The sequence below is a fragment of the Shewanella fidelis ATCC BAA-318 genome (assembly GCF_000518605.1).
Lineage (GTDB): Bacteria > Pseudomonadota > Gammaproteobacteria > Enterobacterales > Shewanellaceae > Shewanella > Shewanella fidelis.
Map to the genome: position 1 here is coordinate 55,907 of NZ_JADX01000022.1, position 24,035 is coordinate 79,941.

Annotated in this window: 20 protein-coding genes; 19 read left to right on the forward strand and 1 reads right to left on the reverse strand. The window is 42.7% G+C overall.

The genetic code is table 11. The annotated features are described in order from the left end of the window. Positions 1-19: 19 nt before the first annotated feature. The 6 genes from L884_RS0111805 (at position 20) to L884_RS0111830 (ending at position 8,338) form a co-directional block, all read left to right on the forward strand. On the forward strand, positions 20-1,054 hold the full coding sequence (locus L884_RS0111805; RefSeq protein ID WP_028767704.1) for a methionine synthase: 1,035 nt from the start codon (positions 20-22) through the stop codon (positions 1,052-1,054). Positions 1,055-1,499: 445 nt separating this feature from the next. Beyond that, a complete protein-coding gene (locus L884_RS0111810) occupies positions 1,500-4,289 on the forward strand; it encodes a hypothetical protein (RefSeq protein ID WP_028767705.1) in 2,790 nt (929 codons plus the stop codon). Positions 4,290-4,929: 640 nt separating this feature from the next. After that, positions 4,930-5,928, forward strand: a complete 999-nt coding sequence (locus tag L884_RS0111815; protein ID WP_028767706.1) for a DMT family transporter — start codon at positions 4,930-4,932, stop codon at positions 5,926-5,928. A 328-nt stretch (positions 5,929-6,256) separates the two neighbouring features. Next, a complete protein-coding gene (locus L884_RS0111820) occupies positions 6,257-7,399 on the forward strand; it encodes an outer membrane beta-barrel protein (RefSeq protein ID WP_084221435.1) in 1,143 nt (380 codons plus the stop codon). 71 nt (positions 7,400-7,470) lie between these two features. Continuing rightward, complete coding sequence (locus L884_RS23050; RefSeq protein ID WP_156925685.1) at positions 7,471-7,611, forward strand: hypothetical protein; 141 nt, start codon at positions 7,471-7,473, stop codon at positions 7,609-7,611. A gap of 127 nt (positions 7,612-7,738) precedes the next feature. Then, on the forward strand, positions 7,739-8,338 hold the full coding sequence (locus L884_RS0111830) for a DUF2913 family protein (protein WP_169731787.1): 600 nt from the start codon (positions 7,739-7,741) through the stop codon (positions 8,336-8,338). A 327-nt stretch (positions 8,339-8,665) separates the two neighbouring features. Here the strand turns inward: L884_RS0111830 and L884_RS23460 are convergent, their stop codons facing one another. Further along, positions 8,666-8,866, reverse strand: coding sequence for a PA3496 family putative envelope integrity protein (locus tag L884_RS23460; protein ID WP_028767709.1), 201 nt, complete (start codon positions 8,864-8,866; stop codon positions 8,666-8,668). 1,471 nt (positions 8,867-10,337) lie between these two features. On the opposite strand from L884_RS23460, the gene L884_RS0111840 reads away from it, so the two are divergent. The 13 genes from L884_RS0111840 to L884_RS0111900 all read left to right on the forward strand — a co-directional run bounded on the left by L884_RS0111840 (position 10,338) and on the right by L884_RS0111900 (position 23,984). Then, a complete protein-coding gene (locus tag L884_RS0111840) occupies positions 10,338-12,368 on the forward strand; it encodes a cytochrome c3 family protein (RefSeq protein ID WP_028767710.1) in 2,031 nt (676 codons plus the stop codon). A 73-nt stretch (positions 12,369-12,441) separates the two neighbouring features. Further along, a complete protein-coding gene (locus L884_RS0111845; RefSeq protein WP_028767711.1) occupies positions 12,442-12,870 on the forward strand; it encodes a rhodanese-like domain-containing protein in 429 nt (142 codons plus the stop codon). 59 nt (positions 12,871-12,929) lie between these two features. After that, positions 12,930-13,715 carry an FKBP-type peptidyl-prolyl cis-trans isomerase gene (locus L884_RS0111850; protein ID WP_028767712.1) on the forward strand — a complete coding sequence of 262 codons (786 nt, stop codon included), beginning with the start codon at positions 12,930-12,932 and terminating at the stop codon, positions 13,713-13,715. A gap of 53 nt (positions 13,716-13,768) precedes the next feature. Continuing rightward, complete coding sequence (locus L884_RS0111855) at positions 13,769-14,482, forward strand: tetratricopeptide repeat protein (protein ID WP_028767713.1); 714 nt, start codon at positions 13,769-13,771, stop codon at positions 14,480-14,482. Positions 14,483-14,544: 62 nt separating this feature from the next. Then, positions 14,545-15,255 carry a 4Fe-4S dicluster domain-containing protein gene (locus L884_RS0111860; protein WP_028767714.1) on the forward strand — a complete coding sequence of 237 codons (711 nt, stop codon included), beginning with the start codon at positions 14,545-14,547 and terminating at the stop codon, positions 15,253-15,255. Positions 15,256-15,257: 2 nt separating this feature from the next. After that, a complete protein-coding gene (nrfD, locus tag L884_RS0111865) occupies positions 15,258-16,205 on the forward strand; it encodes an NrfD/PsrC family molybdoenzyme membrane anchor subunit (RefSeq protein WP_028767715.1) in 948 nt (315 codons plus the stop codon). A 173-nt stretch (positions 16,206-16,378) separates the two neighbouring features. Continuing rightward, the gene (locus tag L884_RS0111870; protein WP_028767716.1) at positions 16,379-16,867 is read left to right on the forward strand and encodes a nitrous oxide reductase accessory protein NosL; all 489 of its coding nucleotides are present in this window, start codon (positions 16,379-16,381) and stop codon (positions 16,865-16,867) included. Positions 16,868-16,893: 26 nt separating this feature from the next. Beyond that, positions 16,894-18,213, forward strand: coding sequence for a nitrous oxide reductase family maturation protein NosD (gene nosD, locus L884_RS0111875; protein ID WP_028767717.1), 1,320 nt, complete (start codon positions 16,894-16,896; stop codon positions 18,211-18,213). A 57-nt stretch (positions 18,214-18,270) separates the two neighbouring features. After that, positions 18,271-19,179 carry an ABC transporter ATP-binding protein gene (locus L884_RS0111880; RefSeq protein WP_028767718.1) on the forward strand — a complete coding sequence of 303 codons (909 nt, stop codon included), beginning with the start codon at positions 18,271-18,273 and terminating at the stop codon, positions 19,177-19,179. Between the two features lie 4 nt (positions 19,180-19,183). Continuing rightward, on the forward strand, positions 19,184-20,011 hold the full coding sequence (locus L884_RS0111885; RefSeq protein WP_028767719.1) for an ABC transporter permease: 828 nt from the start codon (positions 19,184-19,186) through the stop codon (positions 20,009-20,011). Between the two features lie 271 nt (positions 20,012-20,282). Then, positions 20,283-21,566 carry a winged helix-turn-helix domain-containing protein gene (locus L884_RS0111890; RefSeq protein ID WP_028767720.1) on the forward strand — a complete coding sequence of 428 codons (1,284 nt, stop codon included), beginning with the start codon at positions 20,283-20,285 and terminating at the stop codon, positions 21,564-21,566. A gap of 443 nt (positions 21,567-22,009) precedes the next feature. Beyond that, the gene (gene rbsK / locus L884_RS0111895; protein ID WP_028767721.1) at positions 22,010-22,927 is read left to right on the forward strand and encodes a ribokinase; all 918 of its coding nucleotides are present in this window, start codon (positions 22,010-22,012) and stop codon (positions 22,925-22,927) included. 34 nt (positions 22,928-22,961) lie between these two features. Further along, positions 22,962-23,984, forward strand: a complete 1,023-nt coding sequence (locus L884_RS0111900; RefSeq protein WP_028767722.1) for a substrate-binding domain-containing protein — start codon at positions 22,962-22,964, stop codon at positions 23,982-23,984. The last annotated feature ends 51 nt before the right edge of the window (positions 23,985-24,035 follow it).

A 24,035-nucleotide genomic window follows, 5' to 3' on the forward strand; every position in this document is an offset into this window, starting at 1 on the left:
CATTGATTGCGGATAAATGATGAAAACATTATTACCTACTTCAACAGCCGGTAGTTTGCCAAAACCAGCATGGTTAGCCGAACCTGAAACACTGTGGTCACCTTGGAAGTTACAAGGCAATGAACTGATAGACGGCAAGCAGGATGCGCTGCGGATAGCTTTGCAAGAGCAGCAACAAGCTGGTGTGGATATTGTCAGTGACGGTGAGCAAACTCGACAGCATTTCGTGACGACTTTTATTGAGCACTTAAGTGGTGTGGATTTCGAAAACCGTAAAACCGTTCGAATTCGTGATCGCTATGATGCTAGCGTGCCGACAATAGTCGGACCAATTGCTCGACAAAAGCCAGTGTTTATTGAAGATGCTAAGTTTTTACGTCAGCAAACTAAGCAACCTATTAAATGGGCTTTGCCCGGCCCGATGACCATGATCGACACGCTTTATGATGATCATTACCACAGCCGTAAACAGCTTGCGTGGGAGTTTGCTAAAGTTCTCAACCAAGAGGCAAAAGAGTTAGAGGCGGCTGGCGTGGATATTATCCAGTTTGATGAGCCAGCATTTAATGTGTTTTTTGATGAGGTCAATGATTGGGGGATTGCCTGTTTAGAGCGCGCTATTGAAGGGCTTAAGTGTGAAACGGCCGTGCATATTTGTTATGGCTACGGCATTAAAGCCAATACCGACTGGAAAAAAACCTTAGGTAACGAGTGGCGCCAATATGAACAGGTGTTCCCTAAGCTACAGCAGTCAAATATCGACATCATCTCGTTAGAGTGTCATAAATCGCGGGTACCGATTGAGCTATTGGCGCTGATCCGTGGCAAGAAGGTGATGGTTGGTGCTATTGATGTGGCCAGCGATACCATTGAGACACCGCAACAGGTGGCAGATACCTTGCGTCAAGCGCTGGAATTTGTTGATGCTGATAAACTTTACCCTTGCACTAACTGCGGCATGGCGCCGCTATCCCGTGAGGTTGCAAGAGATAAGCTTAATGCGCTTAGTGCTGGGGCAGCCATCGTCCGCCAGGAGCTTGCTAACGCTAACTAATATCTTTAGTAAGTAGAGCGGAATCGTATTTAAGGCCAAGCATGAGAACTCATGCTTGGCCTTGTTGCTTTATACTGATTGGTCTTATACCAATCAATATAAACATTTAGTCACTCAGCGAGAGAACATAGTCAAACTAGGTTCAAGCTTCTTTTTTATCAAGAGTCGTTAAAACTCGCCATTCTGGAGCGTTTTTGGCTGCCTACTTCTGCGTTGATTAGCTTTATAAGGGAACAACCATTATTGCAGCTATTCGCCTTGAATTAGTTTGCCAAAAATCGCTCTGAGTAGTTCAAACTCTTATACTGATTGGTCTTATTGTAAAGTTGCTATTAGTTACCGCGCATTTATCCTATTTTTATTGGTAATTTTTTTTGCAGCGCGATAATCTGCGGTCGCTTTATCTATTTGTTCTTTTATTCGTTTTAACCGCCAAGGATGCAGTATGGCTCAGTTTGATAAGCATGTTTCTATAGTTGTTTCTCCTCACTCTTCCACAAGTATTGCTAACGCATTAGCCGAGTATCGGCAGCGAATTAGCGATGGCTCAGCGTTTCGTTTGACCATGAATTTACTGCTCAATGTGCAGTTTGTTAAACCTGATGGCTCGCCTTTGCTATTAGCAGATGCGGCGGCTAATAGCGCCTTGGTTGAGCAGGCACTCAATGCGTGCCGTTTTGATGAACAACATGCTTATATTACTGAACCTGTGTTATTTGCGGCAGCGCTAAATTTTCCCGAGCTACTACCAGAGGTCGTTACTACGCTTGAAGCGTTAGTCGCGTTTGCTCGTAGCCGTAATGATTCAAACGATCTTTGGCTAGATGATTACAATGCCTTCGCTGTTGAGGGCTTGTATATGCTGGTGGTTACCGACAGTCGCTATAGCTGGATGCTAGCGCAGTTTTTGGTGCCGTACTGGGATACGCAAACCATGACGGCACCGCTTTGCTTACTCAGCGGCTTAGTTGGCAAGTATGGTTGGACCCGTGATTTGATCAAGGCTTATGTTTGGTGTGATAGCCCTGAGGTACGGCGCTATTTCTATGAAGATATCAACTATGATGCGGTGCAGACTGACTTACTTTCACACCTGCAATCTCACCATGATGATTACCTCTACTTTAAAGATGAACTGACTCTGCGATTGCAGTCTATGCCTATTTTACACATGGCAGATGAGGCTAGCTCGTTGACGCAAATGTTGGTGGAGTATTACAGCTCCATGGGCGCATGGCCACTGGGGTGTGAGCGCTGGGAGCTTGAAGATGATGCAGATGAGTTGAGCGATCGAGTTAAGCAGCAACTCATTTGTGGTGCCAAAGTTGAGGATGAAGTGAGCGCCATAGCAGCGACACTGACAGAAACTCGTAAAGCGTGTGAATTTTTTACACTTGCTGAATCACAACGTGATGGAGTTGAGGATAGCTATCAAGCTTGGAAAGCTCCCAAAGAGCCGGAGAACAGCGTTTCAGTTGCTGAGCCAGAGCCAGAAGCACCTGCAATTGAGTGGGATGAGGCTATGGGTCGCAAGATTTTTAGCTGTCTACATCCGAGAACAGATTTAATTACCCAAAGTCGACTTGAACGTCTTAACGATGAACTGGGCAATCGTGATGGCCAAGAGATTATTGAGGCGCTGCCTTTTATGCCATTGCATTTAGGCAGCAGTACTTATCTTGCGCTGCGATTGCATCAAGAGCCGAGTGAGGATGAACTCACAGCAATTGGCCAGTGGTTTGAGCAACACTTAAGTAAACTTCTGAGTGATTTTGTGCTTAAGTTTTGCAGCGTTGCCGATGAAGACAGTGAAGCGTTGAGACAGTGGATTTGCGGCTTAGATCTTGATGCTGGTCAAGCTGTTACTGCCGATATTGACGCCAAAATGATTGAACTTGTGCGTAGCCGGTCGGCAAAAGATGGCGGTAAGTCAGGACCTAGAATTAGCGCGAAACAAGCTGCGTACAGGAACTTGTTTAGTTACGATGCTGGTCAGCGCTGTATGTTAACGATTTTATTGCTACAAAGTGCTAGTCGCTTAACCCAATGCCGTACCTCTGAGTTGTTGAATTCATCTGGAGCTGTTGTTCAACTAGCCAAGCGTCACTGGCAATTGTGGTTAGCCATTGCGCCACAGCGAGCGATTAACCGTATTATCAAATTCCAAGCTAATTATGGCTTATATGCGGCCATTGATGATCAAGATGCTGAGGCATCGCTATTTGATTTATTACAGCAATTCGGTGTAACAGACGCCATGCTGGAAGCATTTACATTAATGACAGATCAACAGGTTGCCGATTATCGCCCTGCCGATGCGCGTTTTGGTCAACGTTATGCCGCCAAAGTTGAGCAATATGCTGCCGTCGATAGCACGGACACGAGTATGATTGGCCGCCAGCAACTCAAGCAGTTCGAGGCGTTATTACATGAGCTTGAGTATTGTCGTGAAGATCAAGTATTGGAATTTTTCCAACATCTTAGCGCATTCAACTCAGAGCTTGAGCTACCGATTATGCCGATGTTTGAGCAAGCCTTATTGAATACGTTAAAAGAAGGTTTTGACGACGATAGTGCACAAAGCTTATATGACAATATCATGGCTTACCTTATTAGTGGTGATGGCTTAGATAGCTTGAGTCCGCAGGCGCTAAATAAACCAAAATTACAGGGCTGGAATCCTTACCCTATGTATCGCAGTAAAGTGGGGCCTGCAGATTTTGTCTGGTTATTGCCACCTGAAATGGCACAGCGTTTAGTACTATTTTTAGCGCAGCTTGGTAAACGTGGTTTACATTGGTTGGGGCGTGCTTCAATGGAAGAGGCATATGTGGCTAGTCGTATGCAAGCGGGGGAGATCACCATGGCCGAGCGTTGGCGTCATCCTGAAGTTGGTAATGAGCGTCATGGTGACAGTGATATACGCGATGCACTCGATGTGGCGAAGCAGAATTGGGCGCTGAATTGGCTTGATAAAGCGGGTGTACCTGAGGCGGCATTGGTGTACTTTGCGGTACATGAAGGCTATGAGCAGCAACAATTTGTTTGCCGATTGGCCGCTGAAAACCGCTTACCCGATCTGCAAGATTGGTTAACTGCAAATGAGCGGGTGCAATTACTAGAAATGCTTGCAGATATTGAGTCACTGTCAGAGCCTAGCAAACAGAGCTTTCTACAGGATTGCTCAAGCGCGGTAAAACAGTTAGCGAATAAGCTGTTTAGCCATCGCTCTTAAACTGATTGCTATTATTAACAATTGTGAGGGGATTTTCCCCTCCTGTTGATTACTGTTAATTCCCTCCTTGTTATTCGTTACAGGCTCAAAGCCTGCTACTTCTTGTTGCACAAAGCTTAATCTGTTCTCTCCATTTGCTGTCACTTTAGCCAACAGCGCTGAAATTTCCTTGTTGAGTAGAGTTTAATTTTGTTGACCACACTCAAGGTGATGTAGTTCACATAAAAGTTGTCTTGGTTAACTTTTGTTGACATTGTTTTTGTTGGAACTATTACTTTAGTAACCCTTAAATTTGTTTATCTTACTTTTTGGTGTATTTCTCAGGTCAATAAATAGATGTTTTACTAGAGCTTTGTCACATAAAGTTTCTGTAATTTGAGGTTTGTTGCATATCTGGCTTTAAGCTAGCGACTTTAGCTCAAATAAACCCATCACGCTGCATTGGTCACATTTTTTAACTTAGCTATGGGTAAAATGCCTATCGAAGTAAACAAAACTTAACTGAAATCTGTGCTTTTCTATTTGCTCAATACATTTTGCATTATGTTAATGAGCAAAAAGCTTAGCGCAGATCCCAAGATCCTGATCTCCCTTGAGCCATCGCAATCTGCTCAAGCAGGACATTAAAGGTAAAATAACAATGAATATCACCAATAAAGATGTTGTACTAGGATGGACTGCTGCAATTGCTGTAGCTGTGATTTGGGGCGTAACTGGCGTAGTTTCTAAGCCACTATCTATGGCTGTAGATCCAATGACATTAGTGTTTTTCCGCTATGTAACTGCGGTGATTGGCTTATCTATTATTTTCTTTTTCACCTCTCGTAGTAAAAGCCTCAGTCAAGATCTAGGTGGTTCACTAAAAATTGATAAAAAAGATATTCTAAAAATAGCGCTATGCGGCATTATCGGCCAAGGTGCCTTTTCATTATTTAACTTCTTATCACTATCGCATATTGGTGCAACTGAAAACGGTGTTATTCAAGGTATGCAGCCATTTGCGACGGTTTTTTTCGGCATGTTGTTCATGAATTTCCGAATGAACAAAATCCAGTGGGGAGCGTTTATCGCTTCAGCACTATGTATTTATGCAATGAGCGTTGGACCAACTAATAGCATTGAAGGCGGCACGCCTTTACTTGGCTATGTGTTTGTAACTTGTTCTATGTTGTCTCTTGCTTGGACAGCTCACTTACGTGCGAGTTTAGCCGACAAATATGGTTCAGTGGTTTCAATGCTTTACCAATACATCTCGGTAGCAGTGGCTGGCTTCTTTGTTGTGATAGCTATGGGCTTAGACTTAAGCCAAATCTTTATCATTTTAGATAGCCCGTTATTACTAGGTTTGTTGATTTTCTTAGGTACAGGTATTTCTGGTGGTAGCTACTTAATTCAGCTGTATTCTTTTAAGCGTATCGGTGTTGAAAAAGCGACTATGGCGCTAAACCTTATGCCACTAGTGGGTTACATGGTAGCGGTATTGACACTAGGTGAGCAGATGGAGCTGAGCAAAACCATTATCGTATCGTTAATCGTGGCTGCTCTATATGTGTTCACTAAATATGAAACTAAAGCGGACATTGCTAATAAAACTAACCAAGACAAAGATGCATTGTCGATGAAGACTCAAAAAGCTTAAAGTTTCTCCCTGTTTCCCCTAAGACTAACTACCTTAGGGGATTTTTCATTGCGTGTTACAGAACGAGATATTTGAGAGCCTTTATATTACTCAGTATAAAGGCTCGCTCTGTAGGGGCCGCAATTCCTTATACTGCCAGCCTTAATCCCTTCTTTGGTTTTTATGTGATAGTTCTGTTTTTACTTTAATTCAGGATTATTAAGTCGTGCCAGTGTGTAGCAAGCTGCCCGCTTTAATAGCCTTAATAAGTTTTAATATTTTTTGAGTTCAATAATTGAACAGCTTGACTGATTATCTAGCAAATTCTATTGACCTACATGTGTGCCACATGACGAAACGAACCTCAAATAACCGTCTCACTTTTTCACTATTATTCTCTTACTGCAGTGTGTTGTTGACTATAAATTCACAAATGGCTGCAGCAACTGAATTTTCTGATCCTTTGCAACAACAAATTCAAACTGCAGACGCAGAGCAATTGGGGTTTTACCTTGGAGCTAAGGCGGGCGCTGCTTCTTATGTGGATAGTTGCTTCACTCAGGGAGTCTCATGTTCAGACTCCACCTTTGGCTATGGTCTTTTTGGTGGCTATACATTTGACCAATTATTCAGTGTTGAGCTATCCGTTAGCGATTATGGTTCTCCTCAAGCTAAGGGGGATATGTCAAATGTCGACGTTAATGTTCGAGGTGCAGAGGTGGGAGTTAGGTTCGCCCTACCTAAATTATGGCGGCTCGCGCCATACTTCCGCGTTGGCACCCACTACATCGATTCTGAACAAACATTACATAGTCCAGAAGGAATAAGTCGCTTCGGGTATAACGGTTGGCGACCTAGTTTAGCGCTGGGAGTGAGTTATCCGCTGGCTAAGCGTTGGGAGCTCCAGTTGGAATACCAGTATGTCAACGATATTGGAAGTAGCGAAACTATAGAATCAGACTTAGGGTTTCTTTCATTGGGAGTGAGCTATCGCTTTGGCCAACCAAGTTGGGGGGGGATTAGCGATAAGACTATCAGTGATGCTGATATGGATGGCGAATTTGAATTAATTTCACTAGATACATTAAAAGATCAATCCACCCCCGCAATAGATTCGACTTCCAGTGCGCTAGAAAGGCACTTCAAATATATACAGAAGTTTAGCTATGACTCTTATCAGTTGGAAGGGCGTCAGCAATTTGAAAAATGGCTAGTTACCTTACCTAATGAACCTGTCGATATAATCGTCATCGGCCACACCGATAGCATAGGAAATGCTGCATATAACCAGCTGTTGTCAGAACGTCGGGCTAAAGCTGTTGAAAAAATGATAACTGAGGCATTTAAGCAAAGGCATAAGAAAATTAACAGCATGATAATTCAAGGAATGGGGGAGCTTGTTCCTACTGATGTTAATGATACTGCCGATGGGCAGGCAAGTAATCGTCGTGTAGAGATTTTTGTTATTTATAAACAAGACGTTGAACAATGAAAAAGCAGTGCTTCACAGCGTCGAAAACTTTTGTGTATGCCAATTAAGTGATTTGTAGTTAGGAGGTTGAAATGTCGGAATTTCGAGCATGGAAGTTAGAAGCTTGGATGAAAGGTTGGCGATTGACCAAAAAGAAAATATTGTCTCAACGTGGGATAAATAACAATCAACGTAAGTATAAAAAGCAGCACAAACAAAACCAAAGTAAGTGAAATCATTCCGTTGTGATGACTTTTAGACTAAGTAACCAAGCTACTCATTACTTTTTACACTTTATTTTTAGATGGCTCAGATTTAAACGAAGCCAGTCTTTCGCTACATATTCACATGGGGATGGTTTTGAGCGAATATTCTTATAATGAACTTTTAAACAACGTAGTGAGCTCTGCACTGCTTCATCTATATTTAACCGTTGATGAAAGTACTCGCTTTATTCCTAAAGCCCAGCGTAATAGCTTGTTGGTTCGCTATTTAAAACCCAAATTAAAGTTATCTTCGCATCGGCCTGTAAAAAATGAGCTAAGAAAGTTGCTTGCGATAGGGCGCTCTGAAAATGAAAGTTTAGAGAGCAAGTTGAATGAGCTAAATAAATTGTTTGTACAAAGGGGCGCAAACCCGAATGATGCAGATAAGCTATTTAATTTGCTGGAACTATTGAGGATTGAGTACCAGTTAGATAGTCGTTTTGTATTTGAATCAGAACGCCGGGTACCAGGTATTATTTATATATTAAAAGAGTGTGTTATACGTGCTTTTGCTGATTCAGGCAGTCAATTATCACCGATCTCACTCTTTCTGGAATCGGCAAAAGCACTCGAGTTAGTCGATATCATCAATCAAACCAAGCTGTTTAGGGCTGAAATGAAACAATTTGACCGAGAGTTGCAGCTTGGTCATATAGTGTTACATCCGTTTTTGGCCAAGCAAGCTAAGAGTTAGAGTGTTAACGATACCCGTAGCGATAGACCATGGGCATACCGAATAGAGCTCAAGTGCCAAGTTGCTCGCTGTCTCCTGTGCTTTTGTAATCTTTTTTGTTTCTGCTGCTTGAGCTTCCAATGCCTTTGCTTTAAGTATTGTCGCTTCAATTGTTCATCACTTTAGTATTCCATACCGACTTTTAAAGACGCTTTCAGAATTTAAAATGTTCATTATTTGATGCAACCTTAATCTCAGAGCTTTAACTTTACATAAGAACTGTTGTGCAATTTGTATTTGTTTCGAACAATAAAGCTTCTCTGAAAAAGAACATTAATGATGTTCTCGTTAGGCTATGTCGAATTCTTGTAGTTCTTGCTTTAGCTGTCTTTGTTCCATATGCCATTCTATTCCACGCCTAGTCGCGCACCTTTTTATCGCTTGTTTACTTGGGGATTTTGCTTTTTGTCTATGAGGAGACAGAGCTTGATAGTTTGTTCGAATGCTTTGGTTCTTTGAACTGTTTTTATTCGTTTGCGGGCTCGGCATGGTAACTTCCTTTTTTAGCCTAAGATGGTTGTTTAGTGATTATCGCCTGCTGCTAAGTGGCATCTCCTATAACAGGGGACTAAGGTTATTTTCTTCACATGAACCTCAATCTTTAAAGGCAATGTTGATAAAGCTTTTGTTTAAAGTGTTTAAATAAAAGACCCCATAAGCAGCCGAGGGTTAGGACAGAACGACTTATGGGGGAAGCATTAACTTCTTTTGGTCTAATGGTTAGTTACTATTCACTTCAGACCCACTTGCGAATGAAACACAAGTACAACTAAGGTGTGCCTTTTATTATCAAATAGAGCCGAACTGAATAGTAAGTTCGGCCCTCAGGCTCATACCCAAACTAGCGGTTAAGAAGGCGGGGGATCAAGCTTTCTTCGGTTAAGAAAAATTAAAAATTTATTAAGGATTCTAATTTCGTAGCTAGCCGATTTTATATAGAGCGGGCTTAGTGTTTTTTTGGACAGTAGGTGATAAAGCAGGAGCTAGAGTAAAATTAAAATGTTTAATTGCCTTGATGTCTGCTTAATCGGTTAAAGCTGAAATGATATGGTTGTTACAACGGGCTTTTTTAGAAGGTTTCATTTGGCTTTAATAATGTTTAAGCGCCTATTTTAAGCATTTTTATCATCTCGTTAATAAGCTATTTATCGGCTTAGCTTCACAGGTTAACTTAGATTTTCCAGATGCTAGCCAGCCTTGCATCGTTCTAGTCAAAATAAACTCGTCATAAAAGTGAGTTGGCTAGGGAATAGGATTATTAGTTTGATAGTTTAAAATGAGAAGGATAAGTCTCAGCTATTTTGTGTTTTTCTATTTCCTTTCTTTCGCACGATTGGCTATTTTTCTGTGCCTTAAATCAGTGTTCATATTCCTGTAAAGGAGATTGTTTCAGGATGACAATTTCCAAACTGCTTGAATGTATTCAGTCAGTTTTTAGCACTTTTTTACGAGAAGTTAATGGGCAGAAAAAGGATTGGGTTAGTCAGCTTTAGCTGCTTGACGTACTACATCTTTTGAATTTTGGCTGCTTAAATTTGCTAGAAGTTAAAAATGCCGCCGTTTTATTGTCAGCACTGCCTTACTTTTATAATGATGGCTTACAAAGCCTTATCTAGTCTCTGTTTGCACAATCTTGCTATGAGTTGTTGCCTGTTTTTCAGTCATGCCTTTGTGATTTTTTGTGGTTCAAAAATCATAAAATGAAGATTTTTATATCTAAAAAGATCTTTTTATATCGCCCTATCTTATTGTTTTTAAATGCTTATACATTTTTTATATCTAATCGCTTCTGATGGATTTTTTAGTGTGCTGTAGCGCAGATTTTTACTGTTTTTTATGTGGAAAATAGCCCTTGCTCAGTTGTTTAGCTCAATCGGTGAACGGTTAGTTTTAAAAAAGTGTGCTGTTAAAAGCCCACAAAAAACAGTGAAAAAATAAATAAAATAAGTAGGAGTGAATGATGAGACGGTGGAAACACAAGGTAGCATTAAGCGTGCTGTTTTGTTTTGGTGCCATTGCCAATGCGAACGCTGCTGGAAAATATGACAGCATCCCTCAGATGGGTAAAACCGCTAAAGGGGTTATTGCTAATTACGACGGTATGCAGCAGGTCAATGGTGTGAAAACACTGCAAGACTATATCGTTCAAGAAGAAGAGTTATTCGACTATCTTTTTGAAAACCACCCTGTATTTAAGTACCACGAAGCGGGTAACTTGATTGGTGATTACCATATCAGTGACCGTGGTGAAGAGTATTTAGATACTGGCCACAGCCCTAACTATAGTGAGCGCGTAGGTACACCACGTGCGGTTCAGTATCGTTTAGGTGCTAAATCAATTCTAGATTATCCAAACAACTTCGTTGGTCCTGAAAAGTGTGCTGAATGTCATGCGACTCAATATGAGAAATGGCAGCGTTCGCGTCACGCTAAAACAATTCGTTTCCCAGGTGAACACCCTGAAGTGGATAACGATATTGAAAAGACCATGTATAACACTAAAGACACTTCAATCTTGCCTGACGGTATTACGCCAGACATGATCTATGCAACCGTTGGTACACCTCGTACTAAATACGGTTTCATTGATGCGTGGCTAGTACGTGGTACTTACCATATCAGAGACGGTTTATTACGTGACGGTACCGGTAAAATGGTAGCGGGTGCTAACCAGTTCTCTCGTGGTTGGGCTGAGTGGCTAACCCCAGAAATGTCTAAGAAAATTAATGATGTAATCCCTGAATTCCCAACAACCTTAGCAGGCTTTGGTGGTTCTGGTTCGCACCAGCAAGGTATGAGTTCATACGGTGCTAAGTACGAAAAAGAGATGTTGTTCCAACCAGCAAGTTCTTACTGTGAAGTTTGTCATACGTTCAAGTTTGACTTCCAAAACAAGCAAGAGTTCTTTGATGCATTAGGCGATCCTAAGAAGCTACAAGAGCACACCATTTCTCGTGGTATTGCTTGTGAAGAGTGTCATGGCGCGGGTGGTCACTTAGATGGCGGTACTGGCGGTATGCAGTCTAACTGTGAACGTTGTCACCAACGCTTCCAGTACGACCCTACACTTGCTGACACGCCTCAAGCACAAGAGAAGCGTGAATACGCATTCGGTGTGAAGATGAAGTCTCTATGTCCATCATGTGGTACTGAAGGTTCTCAGATGTATAACTCTGAGCACTACGAGAAGGGCATGCGTTGTACTACATGTCACGATCCACATGAAGTAACAGATGGCGACTGGATGTCTGGTTTCACCACTCCAAAGCTTAAGAAAGACTGTAAAGACTGTCACGAAGCACAAACTTTGATTGCTGAGAACTCTGATACTCACAGTAACCAAACTTGTCAAAGCTGTCACATGCCTAACATGGGTAGCTGTGAAAACTTCAAGGCACTGCAGTTCCCTGACCAAGCTGGTTTCGACGCAGTACGTAAGTCTCATATGTGGAAGATCCAAGTTGACCCAACTATGAAGACCCTAAACCCACCAGAAGGTGAGCCACGTATCCAAGGTCCTAAGGCTGGTAAAGGCTGGACAGTTGCTAAGAACGAAGAAGGTCGTAACTACTTAGACTTAATGTGGTCTTGTGCTCGTACCTCTATCTCTGACCACGACGTGGTTGAGAACAAAGGTTGTCACAGCCAATTCCAGTCTGAGCTTGAAAAAGGCCTACATTACGAAGACCAGTTAGAGATCTACGGTGAAGTAATGAAGATGCAAACACCAGTTAAAGAAGTGTTCTCGAAAGTTGAACAAGCTCTTGTACGCATCGACCAACTATTAGAAGTAACTAAGCTGTCTACTGAAGACAAGACTCAGGTTCTGATGTTGGCTGAGAAAGCGGCAGAAACTGTTGAACTAATCAAGAAAGACGGTTCTTGGGGTGTGCATGGCTTCCGTTATAGCCAGAAGCGTCTAGATGCAGCGCTAACTTATGTTACGCAAGCACAAAACATTCTAGATGGAACAGGTTACGCAGCTAAGTAAGCCGCATAACTAGTTAACCGCCTCGGCATGAATTGCTAAGCAATGATTGCCGAGGCAATTAGAGAGAAAAATGATGAAAAAAGCACTGGGTCAAATTCTGCTAAGTCTTACGTTAATTGCAAGTTCAGCTAGCTGTCTAGCTGGCGGTGGTTCTGAGATGGCACCTGCTCATCGCTATGAGCACCAGCTCAACACTATCAGCATGATGGAAGCTGAATCCTTAGTTGGCAAGGAAGGGGTTTATTTCTTTGATGTGAATACGCTGGAACTGTGGGCAGAAGGGTTCATTCCAGGTGCAATTTACTTCAACGTTAAAGATTGGAAAAAGTTACTGCCAGCTAAGAAAGATGCAGTAATGGTGTTTTATTGTGCTAACCGCTTGTGCAATGCCAGCGAAATTGCTGCACATGAAGCATTAAAGATGGGCTACACCAACGTATTACAAATGCCTGATGGTATTTACGGTTGGCGTTTGTCTAATCGAGTTACAGAAAAACCGTAACAGCAGGATGTTGGGTCAAAACGTATTACGTACTGAATTGATTTAAAGAGATAACTATTATGAAAACATTTACAAAAACTACCCTAGCTGTTGTCACAGGCTTCACCCTGTTTATGTCTGCCAATTCAATGGCCGCGACCGAACTTAACTCTGATGTTCAAAAAGAGTCATACAGTATCGGTGCTTCTTTAGGTAAGTACATTTCAAGCCAAATTTATAGCCAAACTGAGCTAGGCGCTGAAGTGGACGTAGACCTTGTCATTGAAGGTGTGGTGGACGCACTTAAAAACAACCCACAGTTTTCAGATGAAGAGATCCTCACCTATTTAAATCAGCGCGCGGAGCAGCTAAACACAGCTCGCGAAGCTGCTGAGGCGAAAATTGCCTTAGAAAACCTTACAGCTGGTAATAAGTACCTTGCAGAAAACGAGAAAAAAGATGGCGTTATGGTCACGGATTCTGGATTGCAATATGAAGTGATCAGTGAAGGTGAAGGCCGTAAGCCAAACCCTGAAGATGTGGTTACCGTGCATTACAAAGGTTTCTTAATTGACGGTACTGAGTTTGATGATTCTTACAAGCGCAACGAACCAAACCGTTTTGCACTTATGAGTGTGATTGAAGGTTGGCAACAAGGGATCCCATTAATGAATGAGGGGTCAACTTATAAGTTTGCTATTCCAGCAGCACTTGCCTATGGCGACAAGCAAGTTGGCATTATTCCACCAAGCTCAACGTTAGTGTTTGAGGTTGAGTTGGTGAAAGTCGAAGCCCCAGGCGAGAACTCACATGGTATGGGTCTTAGCGGTATGGGTATGGGCGGCATGATGGGTGGCGGTCATTAGTCACTTAGCCCAGACATTGTAGTTTGAATTAGTTTCGCTTGTAGAGAGTCACTATGAATAGTTTAGCTATCGGCATCGCTGTTACTTTGTGTGCAGTTATCACCCTTATTTGGCGTCATCATCACTCTAGTCAAAAACATGGTGCAACCCTGATAGCTCAGCCTTTTGCTGATGGATTAAATGAGCACTCTGTCAGCATAAAGGTGCCTATGGCACTGTCTGTAGTGCTCTTTACAGCGACACTAACTCTCTATGCACAATTAGGTCACTTCAATAGTTGGGACAAGGGAGTGGTCGACACCAATATTGATTATCTGATCACCGCAGAAATCAATAGAAATGCCAAGCTCGTTAGTGAGCAACCTAGCAATGAAATTGCATTGTTAAATCTGGCTCAAGCCTACGTGGACGGCGGCTTGTACAGCGATTCGGTGGCAACGCTTGATGATTTGTTAGCCCTTTCTGGCGACAGCGCAAGCGTACTTGGTATGAAAGCTAATGCCATGTACTACCGCGATCAAAGACAGATGAGTTTAGATATCGATTTAGTCATCGCCAGAGCACTTGCGCTGGATGAATATGAACCACAATCGCGTCTACTTCTGGCCACCCACGCTTATTTAAACGCCGAGTATGACAAAGCCATCGAGCAATGGCTGAAGCTACTTGAAAGCAAGAGCCCAAGCGTAAACCGTGCTGCAATTAATAATGCAATTTATAGAGCCGAGCAAAAATTAGCTAATCGTTCAGTGGCTGCATCTGAGTAAAGTCACGTAAAACCTAAAAAGTATAAATATGTCAGCCAAATAGCTGACAGCTGGAGGATGCTGTGAGTGAAAATATAGAGAGACGGAGGTTCCTTAAGTGCTTAGGAGCCAGCTCTTTGATAATAGCGCCCCTAGGGTGCAGTTCCGTCAAAGAGGGTGAGTCAGATGCAAACAAGCCCCATTATGCGATGGTGTTTGATCAAAATAAATGTACTGGCTGCGGCGAGTGTAAAGAGGCATGTAATCTAGCTAACAACTTACCAGCGGGTAAGTCGAGACTGCTGATGGAGCAGCACTCAGGTGGGTTAGAAGGTCAGCCTTGTCCACACTGCGGTAAAACCACTGAGTGTGGTTGTGAGCGTAAGTTTGTCCGTGTCTCATGTCAGCAATGTAAAAATGCTCCTTGTGTTACTGTTTGCCCAACAGGCGCAGCGCACAGAGATGAGAAAACAGGCATTGTTACTATGGACGCAGCTAAGTGTGCAGGTTGTAAATACTGTATCGCCGCTTGCCCGTATGACGCACGTTTTATCAATAAAGAAACCGATGTCGCTGACAACTGTGACTTCTGCTTAAACAGCAAACTTGCCATTGGCGAACTGCCTGCTTGTGTACAGAAGTGCCGTTATGATGCACTGATTTTTGGTGATATTAACGACCCGACATCCTATATCAGTAAGCTGCTACGAGTAAAAGATTCTGTGCGTATTAAGCCAGGGTTTGGTACTGAGCCAAGCTTACGTTACATACCTATTGTTAAGCTAGGAGTATAGATATGGACGGCAATATTGAATTTACAATGGGTCTGTCTGAGGGGCTTGCTTGGCCTTGGCCAATTGCTGTGTACTTGTTTTTTGCGGGTATTTCCGGTGGTGCGCTAGCCACTGCGTTATTCTTGCGATTCTACAAGAAGCAAACAACCAATACGCCATTTTATAAGGCTGCAGCATTAATCTCATTTGTGACGATTAGCTTAGGTATGTTGTGTCTGGTTTTAGACTTAACTAACCCACTATTCTTCTGGCGAATTCTGGTTTACTACAACCTAAATTCAGTGATGTCGATTGGTGTTATCGCGCTATCGGTTTATATCCCGTTAGTGGCACTAATCTGTCTATACGCTTTTGAAGAAGAGATCCGCGAAATACCAGCACTAAAAGTATTAGTGCCAGTCGTTGAAAAGCTACAAGGTATTCGTCGTCCAGTTGAAATTGCTGTGCTTGTACTGGCTTTAGCTGTATGTGCTTACACAGGTTTCCTGATCTCGGCATTGGTGCGTTTCCCTATCATCAATACCTCTGTTTTACCGGCGCTATTTATTGCTTCTGGTATTTCAGCAGGTGCAGCAGCGGCCAAAATGGTTGCAGTATCGATGTTTAAAGAAGATCTACATAGCCAAGATATGAAGATCCTGCACGGTGCTGAATGGCCAATTATGATTGCTGAAATGCTATTCATCTTCATGATTGTTAGCTCACTAATGACAGGCAATGCCGGTGCACAAAGTGCATTCGAAGCTTTCCATACTGGAGAGTGGGCTGCAGTGTTCTGGTTTGGTGTTGTGGGTCTAGGTTTTGGTGGCCCGCTACTACTTAACTTTGCTACAGGTAAAACCTTCAGCCACAGTGCTAAAGCGTTTTATCTATCAGGCCTGTGTGCCGTGGCAGGCATGATGTGCTTGCGTATGTTTATCCTATACGCTGGCCAAATCTTTGCAATTTAACTCTCCGGTTATATTGGCAAAGTTAGCAAGATATTCGCTCCTGATACACCGCCCCTGCAAGGTTTGTGTTAGGAGTTGAATTCTCTGCTAAACAACTAAGCTCACGCCTTGCCAGAATAATTTGGCAAGGCAGTGAGTGCCTCATTACTCGTATTCTTCCAATTGGGTTCGCTATGAAAAAATTATTACTCACCTTGTTATTCATTCCATTTTTATACGCTTGTGGTCAAGGTGATGCAGCAACGCAGTCAACCGAAGCGCAACCTATTCACGACCATGATCGCTGTCATTTGTGTGGCATGATGATCACTAAATATCCGGGACCAAAAGGTCAGTTGGGATTAAAGGGCGAAACCATAGTGCCAAAATTCTGTTCGACCCGAGATATGTTTAATTTTGCCCTGCAGCCAGAGAACAAGCGTCAGATCACGCATTTGAAGGTGCATGATATGTCGGTTACAGATTGGGAACATCCAAGTGATAACAGCTTTATTGATGCAACCGACGCTTGGTATGTTTACGGTACGAGCAAGAAGGCGGTGATGGGACCTGCAGTTGCGTCATTTTCAACTGAAGCAGCAGCGACTCAGTTTGCCAATGACTTTGGTGGCGCAGTGTTGACTTATGATCAAATCACCATTGAGCTACTCGCTGGCGAGTAATGTCATCTAAATAGCGATAAACGCTTATGAGTAAAACAGTTTGTTATCGTTCTGCATCTAGTTACCTTGCTATGGTTTTGCGCCTTAGCATCTTGTTAGCCTCAGGGGCTTATGGCATCACTTGTCATGCTGCAACAGTTGAGGTGAGCAATAGTGTTGAATTAACCGCGGCGTTGGCAACGGCCAATGCTGGCGATAAAGTCATGCTGGCACCGGGGCGCTATCAAGCGCCATTTGCTGTGCGAGAGTCGATCACCTTAGCTAGCCTTGGTCAAAGCGTTATTGATGCAGCAGGCAAGGGCAGTGCTATTACTGTGTTTGCGAGCAATGTAGAAATCTCAGGTCTCACGATAAAAAACTGGGGTAATGACCATTACGAGCGAGATGCAGCCATATTAATCGAGCCTGGCTGTGACGGCGTCTATATTCATAATAATCACCTGCAAGGCAATGGTTTTGGTGTGCGAGCGGATGAGCTAACTAACATTAAAATTAATAACAATGTGATTGTGGGTAACAACAGCTTATACACCTTAGACAGAGGTGACGGCATTCATTTGCAGCATGTTATAGGCTCTGAAATTTGGGGAAATACTATCTCTGGCGTGCGTGATGGCGTGTATCTAGAATCCAGCAGTCAAAGTAAAGTGTTTGATAACCATTTATTCGATCAGCAATACGGTATTCATTACATGTATACCCATGATGATGAAGCCTATAACAATCAGAGTTATCAAGTCGATGGTGGTTACGCCATCATGGATTCAAAGCGAGTTCATTTACATCGGAATAAAGTTTGGGACGCGATCGACTTCGGCATCTTGCTCAATATGAGCAAAGATTCACGCGTTGAGCTTAACCATGTTGAGCAGATCGTTAACCGCAGTGCAAATCAAGTGCAAGGTCAAGAAGGCAAAGGTATTTTTGTCTATGGTGCCCGTGACAACATCATTATTAATAATCACTTTGCCAACAACGATATCGGCTTTTATATGGCGATGGGAGGCGAGGGCAATCAGGTTTATGGCAATCAGTTTATCGATAACTTTTCACAAGTAAAATATGTCGGTGACGCCCTGCTAGAGTGGAGCTTTCAAGGTCGTGGCAATTATTGGAGTGGTTACTTAGGCTGGGATCACAACGCAGATGGCGTTGGTGTAAACGCGTATCAGCCTAACGATAATATCGACAAGCTATTTTGGCTATATCCTGAGGCGAGTTTTTTAATGGATAGTCCTATTGTAGTCGTATTGCGCTGGGTGCAGCGTCAATTTGAAGTGACTGCAGCCACAGGCATTATTGATAGCTATCCATTGCTTAAGCGTAATCCTATTTTTGCGGAATAATTGAACCGTGCACAGAGTGTTGCCGCTGCTAATCGCTGCGGTAAGTTTGGAGAGTAAATGAGTGCTTCTATAGCAGTATCAGCTAGCAATATACGTCATCATTACGCAGATTTTCAGGCGTTGGATGATATCAGTTTTGCTGTTGAGCGCGGGCAAACTATGGCGTTGCTTGGTCATAATGGTGCAGGAAAGTCGACTTTAATTAAGATCTTACTCGGGCTGATTAAACCTAGCGAAGGTCGAGTTAATGTATTGGGTAAAGATCTATCAAGCTTGCGTAATCGTGCAGATCTTAAAATGGGTTACTTGCCAGAGAATGTTAGTTTTTATGACAAGCTGACAGGAAAGGAGATCTTAAACTATTTTGCTGCGCTTAAAGGGATTGGCAAGGTACGGGTTGAGCAGTTACTACAAGAGTTTGGTCTCGAATATGCCCAAGATCGCACACTTAAAACCTATTCTAAAGGTATGAAACAAAGGCTTGGGTTTGCTCAAGCGATATTATCTCGACCTGAGTTACTTCTACTTGATGAGCCGACGGTTGGCTTAGATCCGGTTGCTTCTAAGTTTCTGTATAGCAAAATCGATGAGCTAAAACAGCAAGGCTGTGGGGTGATAGTGTGCACTCACGAGTTATCTTTGATTGAAAACAATATCGATATGGCACTGATCTTAGCTAAAGGCAAAGCATTAGCTGCGGGTAGCTTAAGCGATTTACGTGCTGCAAGCGGCCTTAAAACACGTTTAACTTCGCCACAGCTGTTAGAGGCGATAGCGCTGCAACCACAGCTCACATCTATGCTGTGTGATGACGCTTTACTATTGGATAAACAACAGAAGTCGGCAGTGGTGAAGCTGCTCACCAATCAGTGTCAGTTATTTGATTTTAGCCTCAAGGAGCCTGCTTTAGCTGAGATCTATCATTTTTATATGGGCCAATGCGCTCAAGTTGTTGAGGTAAGTTAGGGCTATGTTGATGTCTCCTGTATGTGTCATTGCCAAAAAAGAGATCCAAGATAGCCTACGTAATCGTTGGGTGTTATTTATCTCACTAATCTTTCTGATTTTATCTTTGAGTGTCACCTTTGCGGGCAGCGCTGTAGCGGGGCACCTGTCTTTGCCTGAACTCAATGCGTTGATCTCTAGCTTGTCGACAATTTCGGTATTTATTATTCCGTTAGCAGCGATGCTGGCTAGCTATGATGCATTTGTGGGCGAGGATGAGTCTGGCACTTTATTATTGCTGTTATCTTACCCTATTAGCCGAACGCAAATTTTAATGGGTAAACTCGTCGGCCATAGTTTAATTATGAGCGCGACTATCAGCTTTGCATTTGGTGTAACTTTAGTGCTGTTGTTGCTACTTGGTGACAACTATCAGCCGCAGCTTTTATTGGTTCAATTCGGGCAATTCATTTTTAGCAGCATCTTGTTGGCCATCGCTTTTATATTGCTGGGATATATTGTTAGCCTTAAATCATCTGAAAAAGCTAAGGCGGTCGCCAGTGTTTTATTGGTGTGGTTTATGTTTGTGCTTATCTATGACCTGCTGCTATTAACAATTTTAGTTGCAGACTTGTCCTTTTTTAATCAGTATATTATTAATGCCTTAATTGCATTAAACCCAACAGATCTCTATCGTGCGATAAATCTAATCGGTATGGAAACTGGTAACGGAAGTTTGGCTCTATTTGCATCTTCTGCATGGGGGCTATCAGCACTTTATGGGATCATGTTGTTATGGCTTGTTATTTTGGTGGTAATTACTGGGCAGATGTTTAAGCGCAGAAGCTTATAAGGTAAATAAGCTTTAATTCAGTTTCAGTGTTGTTGGTTTTTATTTTTGATGCTTGATTTTTAGGGTGTTTTATATAACCGTTTGCAGATATAAGGTTTACTTATATTGTTTTTGAATGATAAAAATGTGAGATATGTGAACACTAACATGCTGATTTTAGATGGCTGTTTTGATTTCAGGACAAAATCACGTTTTTAATAAATTATTTTAGTAAACTCAGGTAAAGATTTGTCAGTTATTGATTTGAAGCTAGTGTATTTAGGAGTTTAGGGTGCTGAAAGTTACTCCTTATTTGGAGTTGGATGAAGAAGCTAAGCAATTAGTTGATCATGCGAATAACAAGACCGTCACATTGACCGTTTCAGAGTCAGCGGTTTTACATCAATTAATTTTGGCGTTGAGTTCAGTTTGTACCAAGGAAGACTTGCTCGCAGCAGGTTGGCCTGATCGTGTTGTTGCTGCAACATCATTAACTCAATGTGTTAGTACCCTCAGAAAGAAATTAGAACCCTATCCCGAAGTTATGTTGCGCACCATTGCAGGTCGCGGCTATCAATTAAATGTTTCTAACCGCTCACACATTAAGATGTTAGCGGTAAATGATGCAGAGTCTGTGCGTGCAGCATTAGTGGATGTGTCATTACTGGTTAAGCTAAGTGGCATTCTTATCGCGATCTTAATCGGCCTCTCTTTTTGGTATTTCAGTGATTACCACGGCGTGATTAAAGCTAAAAATAGCTGGGATGCCGATAAGCAGATAACTTTGAATATTGGTGGCACCAAACAAGATGTGCAGTTGATCCATAAAAACGATGTGGCGCACTTGCACGCCTCAATGTGGCAAAAACACCTTGCCCCAGAATCTAATCATCTAGCTGATTTAAGCAAATTTAATGGTTTTGCGGTTACCGATGGTAATTATTACTCAATGGCTGTTTGCCCTGAAGCGGACAAACAAAAATGTTCAGGTAATGGCTTAATTAATATTACCGCGATTGATTTGACGCCTGCGGGTTTGAACATGCAAACCTTTACCGATTTAACCCACGTCATGGAACAGCGTATCCGCTATAACCGGGTGATTATTCCTCATGATGAGCCGGGTACCAGCGGTTTTATTGAACATCATTATCATGCTGATGTTTATTTTCCGGTAAAAGGTAACATGTTGGTACGTTCAGATATCAGTTTGTCGCTGATCTATGAGGGTGAGAAAACCGGTAAATTTTATTCTGCAGCGTGTGTTACCGATGAAGAGTGCAAGACCACGCCAATTAAGTACAAGATTAAAGGCAACTTTACTCAGTACCAAGAGAAGATTAATGACCTAGATGTAGACGTATTCCACGTTAAAGTGTTGCAAAAAGAGTTGATGAAACCTGAGCAGGTTAGCTCATCTGCAATGCATTTTTATCGTGAAATTCGTAAGCATGAGATTATTGATAGCGATCTGTATTTTTACCGTATATATAAAGATCCTGATACCGCTGTATGGATTGTGCCTCTATTAGGTAACCTTGTGGCTTGGTATGAATACGACAAAGTGAAGCTTTAATAAAGTTAAAGCGGGTTTAGAGCCTAGGAAGAACAGAACCTAGGGAAAGCGGGGTAAAGCAATAGTTCAAAAGCAGCAAAGGTAGTGCTTTGGCTGTTGCTTTTCCTTTCAGTGAAGCCCTTTAAGGGCTAGGGGCTGTTTGTTAGATCTGTTTTGCCCATCGTCTCTCCCTCATTCTTTATTCACATCTTTTCATCGAGCACAGGTATTTCTGTTAGAGCCTTCACAGATCAAATTATTACGTCATGCAATATCGAAACGTTTTTATTATTCTACTAATTATCGAAACGTTTCGATGGTGGTTTTAGGGATAAATCACAACGCTTAGCATAATTTGCCACACTCGTTTTTGCGTTAGTCGTTTTACTTGCAGACCTATCTTCCTCTGCGCTCACCCCTAAACTGCAGTGAGCGAAAGTCAGAGAACATCAAGGAATATGTAAATGTCTCAGTTAATTGTTTTAGGCAGTGTCAATGCCGACCATGTATTACAAGTGCCATCTTTTCCACGTCCGGGTGAAACCCTGCATGGGCGTAATTACCAAATTATCCCGGGTGGTAAAGGGGCCAATCAAGCAGTAGCGGCTGCACGTTTACACGCTGATATTGGTTTTATTGCCTGTGTCGGTGATGACGACTTTGGACAAAAGATCCGTGGCGCATTTGCTCAAGATGGCATAGAGATTTCTGCGGTACACATGGTTGACAATACTCCAACTGGGATTGCAATGATCCAAGTGAGCGATTGCGGTGAAAACAGTATCTGTATTGCTGCAGAGGCTAATGATGCACTCACTGCAGATATTGTTAATCAGCATAGCAACCAAATTGCAGCAGCCAAGTACCTATTGATGCAGTTAGAAACGCCACTTGCTGGAATTGAGCAAGCGGCGAGTATTGCCAAAGCAAATGCCACCCAAGTGATCCTAAATCCAGCGCCTGCACGTGCTTTACCTGATGGGTTATTGGCAATGGTTGATATCATCACCCCAAATGAAACTGAAGCCGAAGTATTAACTGGTATCGCTATTACCGATGACGCTAGTGCAGCGGAAGCCGCAGCGATTTTACACGCGAAAGGTATTGCAACTGTGATGATTACCTTGGGGGCTAAAGGTGTTTACTTAAGTCAGCAAGGGAACGGTAAGATGATCCCAGGCTTTAAGGTTAAAGCGACTGACACAACTGCGGCTGGTGATACCTTTAACGGTGCGTTTGTAACTGGGTTGCTTAAAGGTCAAACGATTGATGATGCGGTTGTATTTGCCCATGGTGCAGCAGCTATCTCAGTTACTCGGTTTGGGGCACAAACATCAATTCCAACGCTAGCGGAAGTTGAACAGTTTTTAGCTGAGCAGTAATTTTCATCACTGACAACATAGGACGTTAATCCCGATGGCTACCATGAAAGATGTTGCCAAGCTTGCAAGCGTATCGACCTCGACAGTAAGTCATGTCATCAATGGTACCCGTTTTGTAAGTGATGATATCGCTAAGCGGGTGCAAGACGCCGCGCAGCAATTGAATTATCACGGCCCGTCTGCGGTAGCTCGCAGCTTAAAGCAAAACTGTACCAAAACCATAGGTATGTTAGTAACGACTTCAACTAACCCGTTTTATGCTGAAGTGGTTCAAAGTGTCGAGCAAGCCTGTTATCAGCAAGGTTATAACCTGATTTTGTGTAATACCGAAGGTGATGCGCAGCGTTTGAAACGCTCGCTAAGCACCTTAATCGAGCGCCGCGTTGACGGTTTGATCATGATGTGCGCAATGCTTGAAGGTGATGATGCACAGATTTACCGCCGCTTAGGAGGCTTACCTGTAGTGGTGATGGATTGGGGAGAAGTCGATTTCTCCTGTGACAGAATCCAAGGTCACTCGCGTCAAGGTGGTATTCTTGCAACCCAATACTTGATTGATAATGGTCACAGCGAAATAGGCTGTATAACTGGGCCGCGCAATCGTCAGCAGGCTAATTTACGTTACCAAGGCTTTGTTGATGCGATGAATGCAGCGAACTTGCCAATTAACCCTGCTTGGGTCATTGAAGCAAACTTTGAAACCGAGGGCGGTAAGGCGGCATTTGCTAAGTTACAAGCTCAAGGGGAGCTACCAAGTGCGCTGTTTGTGTGTAACGACATGATGGCGATTGGTGTGCTGCATGAAGCTCAGCGCAGTGGAGTGCAAATTCCACAGCAGTTATCGGTTATTGGCTACGACAACATTCAGCTGGCTAAATTTATGACGCCAGCGTTAACCAGTATTCACCAATCAAAAGCGCGTTTAGGTGCCGCGGCAGTCAATGCGCTAATTGCGCGTTTGCATGAGCCACACTTACCTCCGCAGTTTATGGACATTGAGCCTAGAGTGACCGAGCGTGCCAGTGTGGCAAGTAACGAAGTTAAAGTTAAAAATTAAAGCCAAGAGTTTGGGCGATAAAAAAGGCGAGTGGATTATTCATCCTCTCGC

What these genes read in the sequence shown, in the direction of transcription:
- nrfD (WP_028767715.1), top strand. Translation starts at nt 15,258, where the DNA reads ATGGACGGCAATATTGAATTTACAATGGGTCTGTCTGAGGGGCTTGCT.
- L884_RS23050 (WP_156925685.1), top strand. Translation starts at nt 7,471, where the DNA reads ATGTCGGAATTTCGAGCATGGAAGTTAGAAGCTTGGATGAAAGGTTGG.
- L884_RS23460 (WP_028767709.1), bottom strand. Translation starts at nt 8,866, where the DNA reads ATGCCGAGCCCGCAAACGAATAAAAACAGTTCAAAGAACCAAAGCATT.
- L884_RS0111885 (WP_028767719.1), top strand. Translation starts at nt 19,184, where the DNA reads ATGTTGATGTCTCCTGTATGTGTCATTGCCAAAAAAGAGATCCAAGAT.
- L884_RS0111870 (WP_028767716.1), top strand. Translation starts at nt 16,379, where the DNA reads ATGAAAAAATTATTACTCACCTTGTTATTCATTCCATTTTTATACGCT.
- L884_RS0111815 (WP_028767706.1), top strand. Translation starts at nt 4,930, where the DNA reads ATGAATATCACCAATAAAGATGTTGTACTAGGATGGACTGCTGCAATT.
- L884_RS0111810 (WP_028767705.1), top strand. Translation starts at nt 1,500, where the DNA reads ATGGCTCAGTTTGATAAGCATGTTTCTATAGTTGTTTCTCCTCACTCT.
- L884_RS0111900 (WP_028767722.1), top strand. Translation starts at nt 22,962, where the DNA reads ATGGCTACCATGAAAGATGTTGCCAAGCTTGCAAGCGTATCGACCTCG.
- L884_RS0111840 (WP_028767710.1), top strand. Translation starts at nt 10,338, where the DNA reads ATGAGACGGTGGAAACACAAGGTAGCATTAAGCGTGCTGTTTTGTTTT.
- L884_RS0111855 (WP_028767713.1), top strand. Translation starts at nt 13,769, where the DNA reads ATGAATAGTTTAGCTATCGGCATCGCTGTTACTTTGTGTGCAGTTATC.
- rbsK (WP_028767721.1), top strand. Translation starts at nt 22,010, where the DNA reads ATGTCTCAGTTAATTGTTTTAGGCAGTGTCAATGCCGACCATGTATTA.
- L884_RS0111880 (WP_028767718.1), top strand. Translation starts at nt 18,271, where the DNA reads ATGAGTGCTTCTATAGCAGTATCAGCTAGCAATATACGTCATCATTAC.
- nosD (WP_028767717.1), top strand. Translation starts at nt 16,894, where the DNA reads ATGAGTAAAACAGTTTGTTATCGTTCTGCATCTAGTTACCTTGCTATG.
- L884_RS0111820 (WP_084221435.1), top strand. Translation starts at nt 6,257, where the DNA reads ATGACGAAACGAACCTCAAATAACCGTCTCACTTTTTCACTATTATTC.
- L884_RS0111850 (WP_028767712.1), top strand. Translation starts at nt 12,930, where the DNA reads ATGAAAACATTTACAAAAACTACCCTAGCTGTTGTCACAGGCTTCACC.
- L884_RS0111845 (WP_028767711.1), top strand. Translation starts at nt 12,442, where the DNA reads ATGAAAAAAGCACTGGGTCAAATTCTGCTAAGTCTTACGTTAATTGCA.
- L884_RS0111805 (WP_028767704.1), top strand. Translation starts at nt 20, where the DNA reads ATGAAAACATTATTACCTACTTCAACAGCCGGTAGTTTGCCAAAACCA.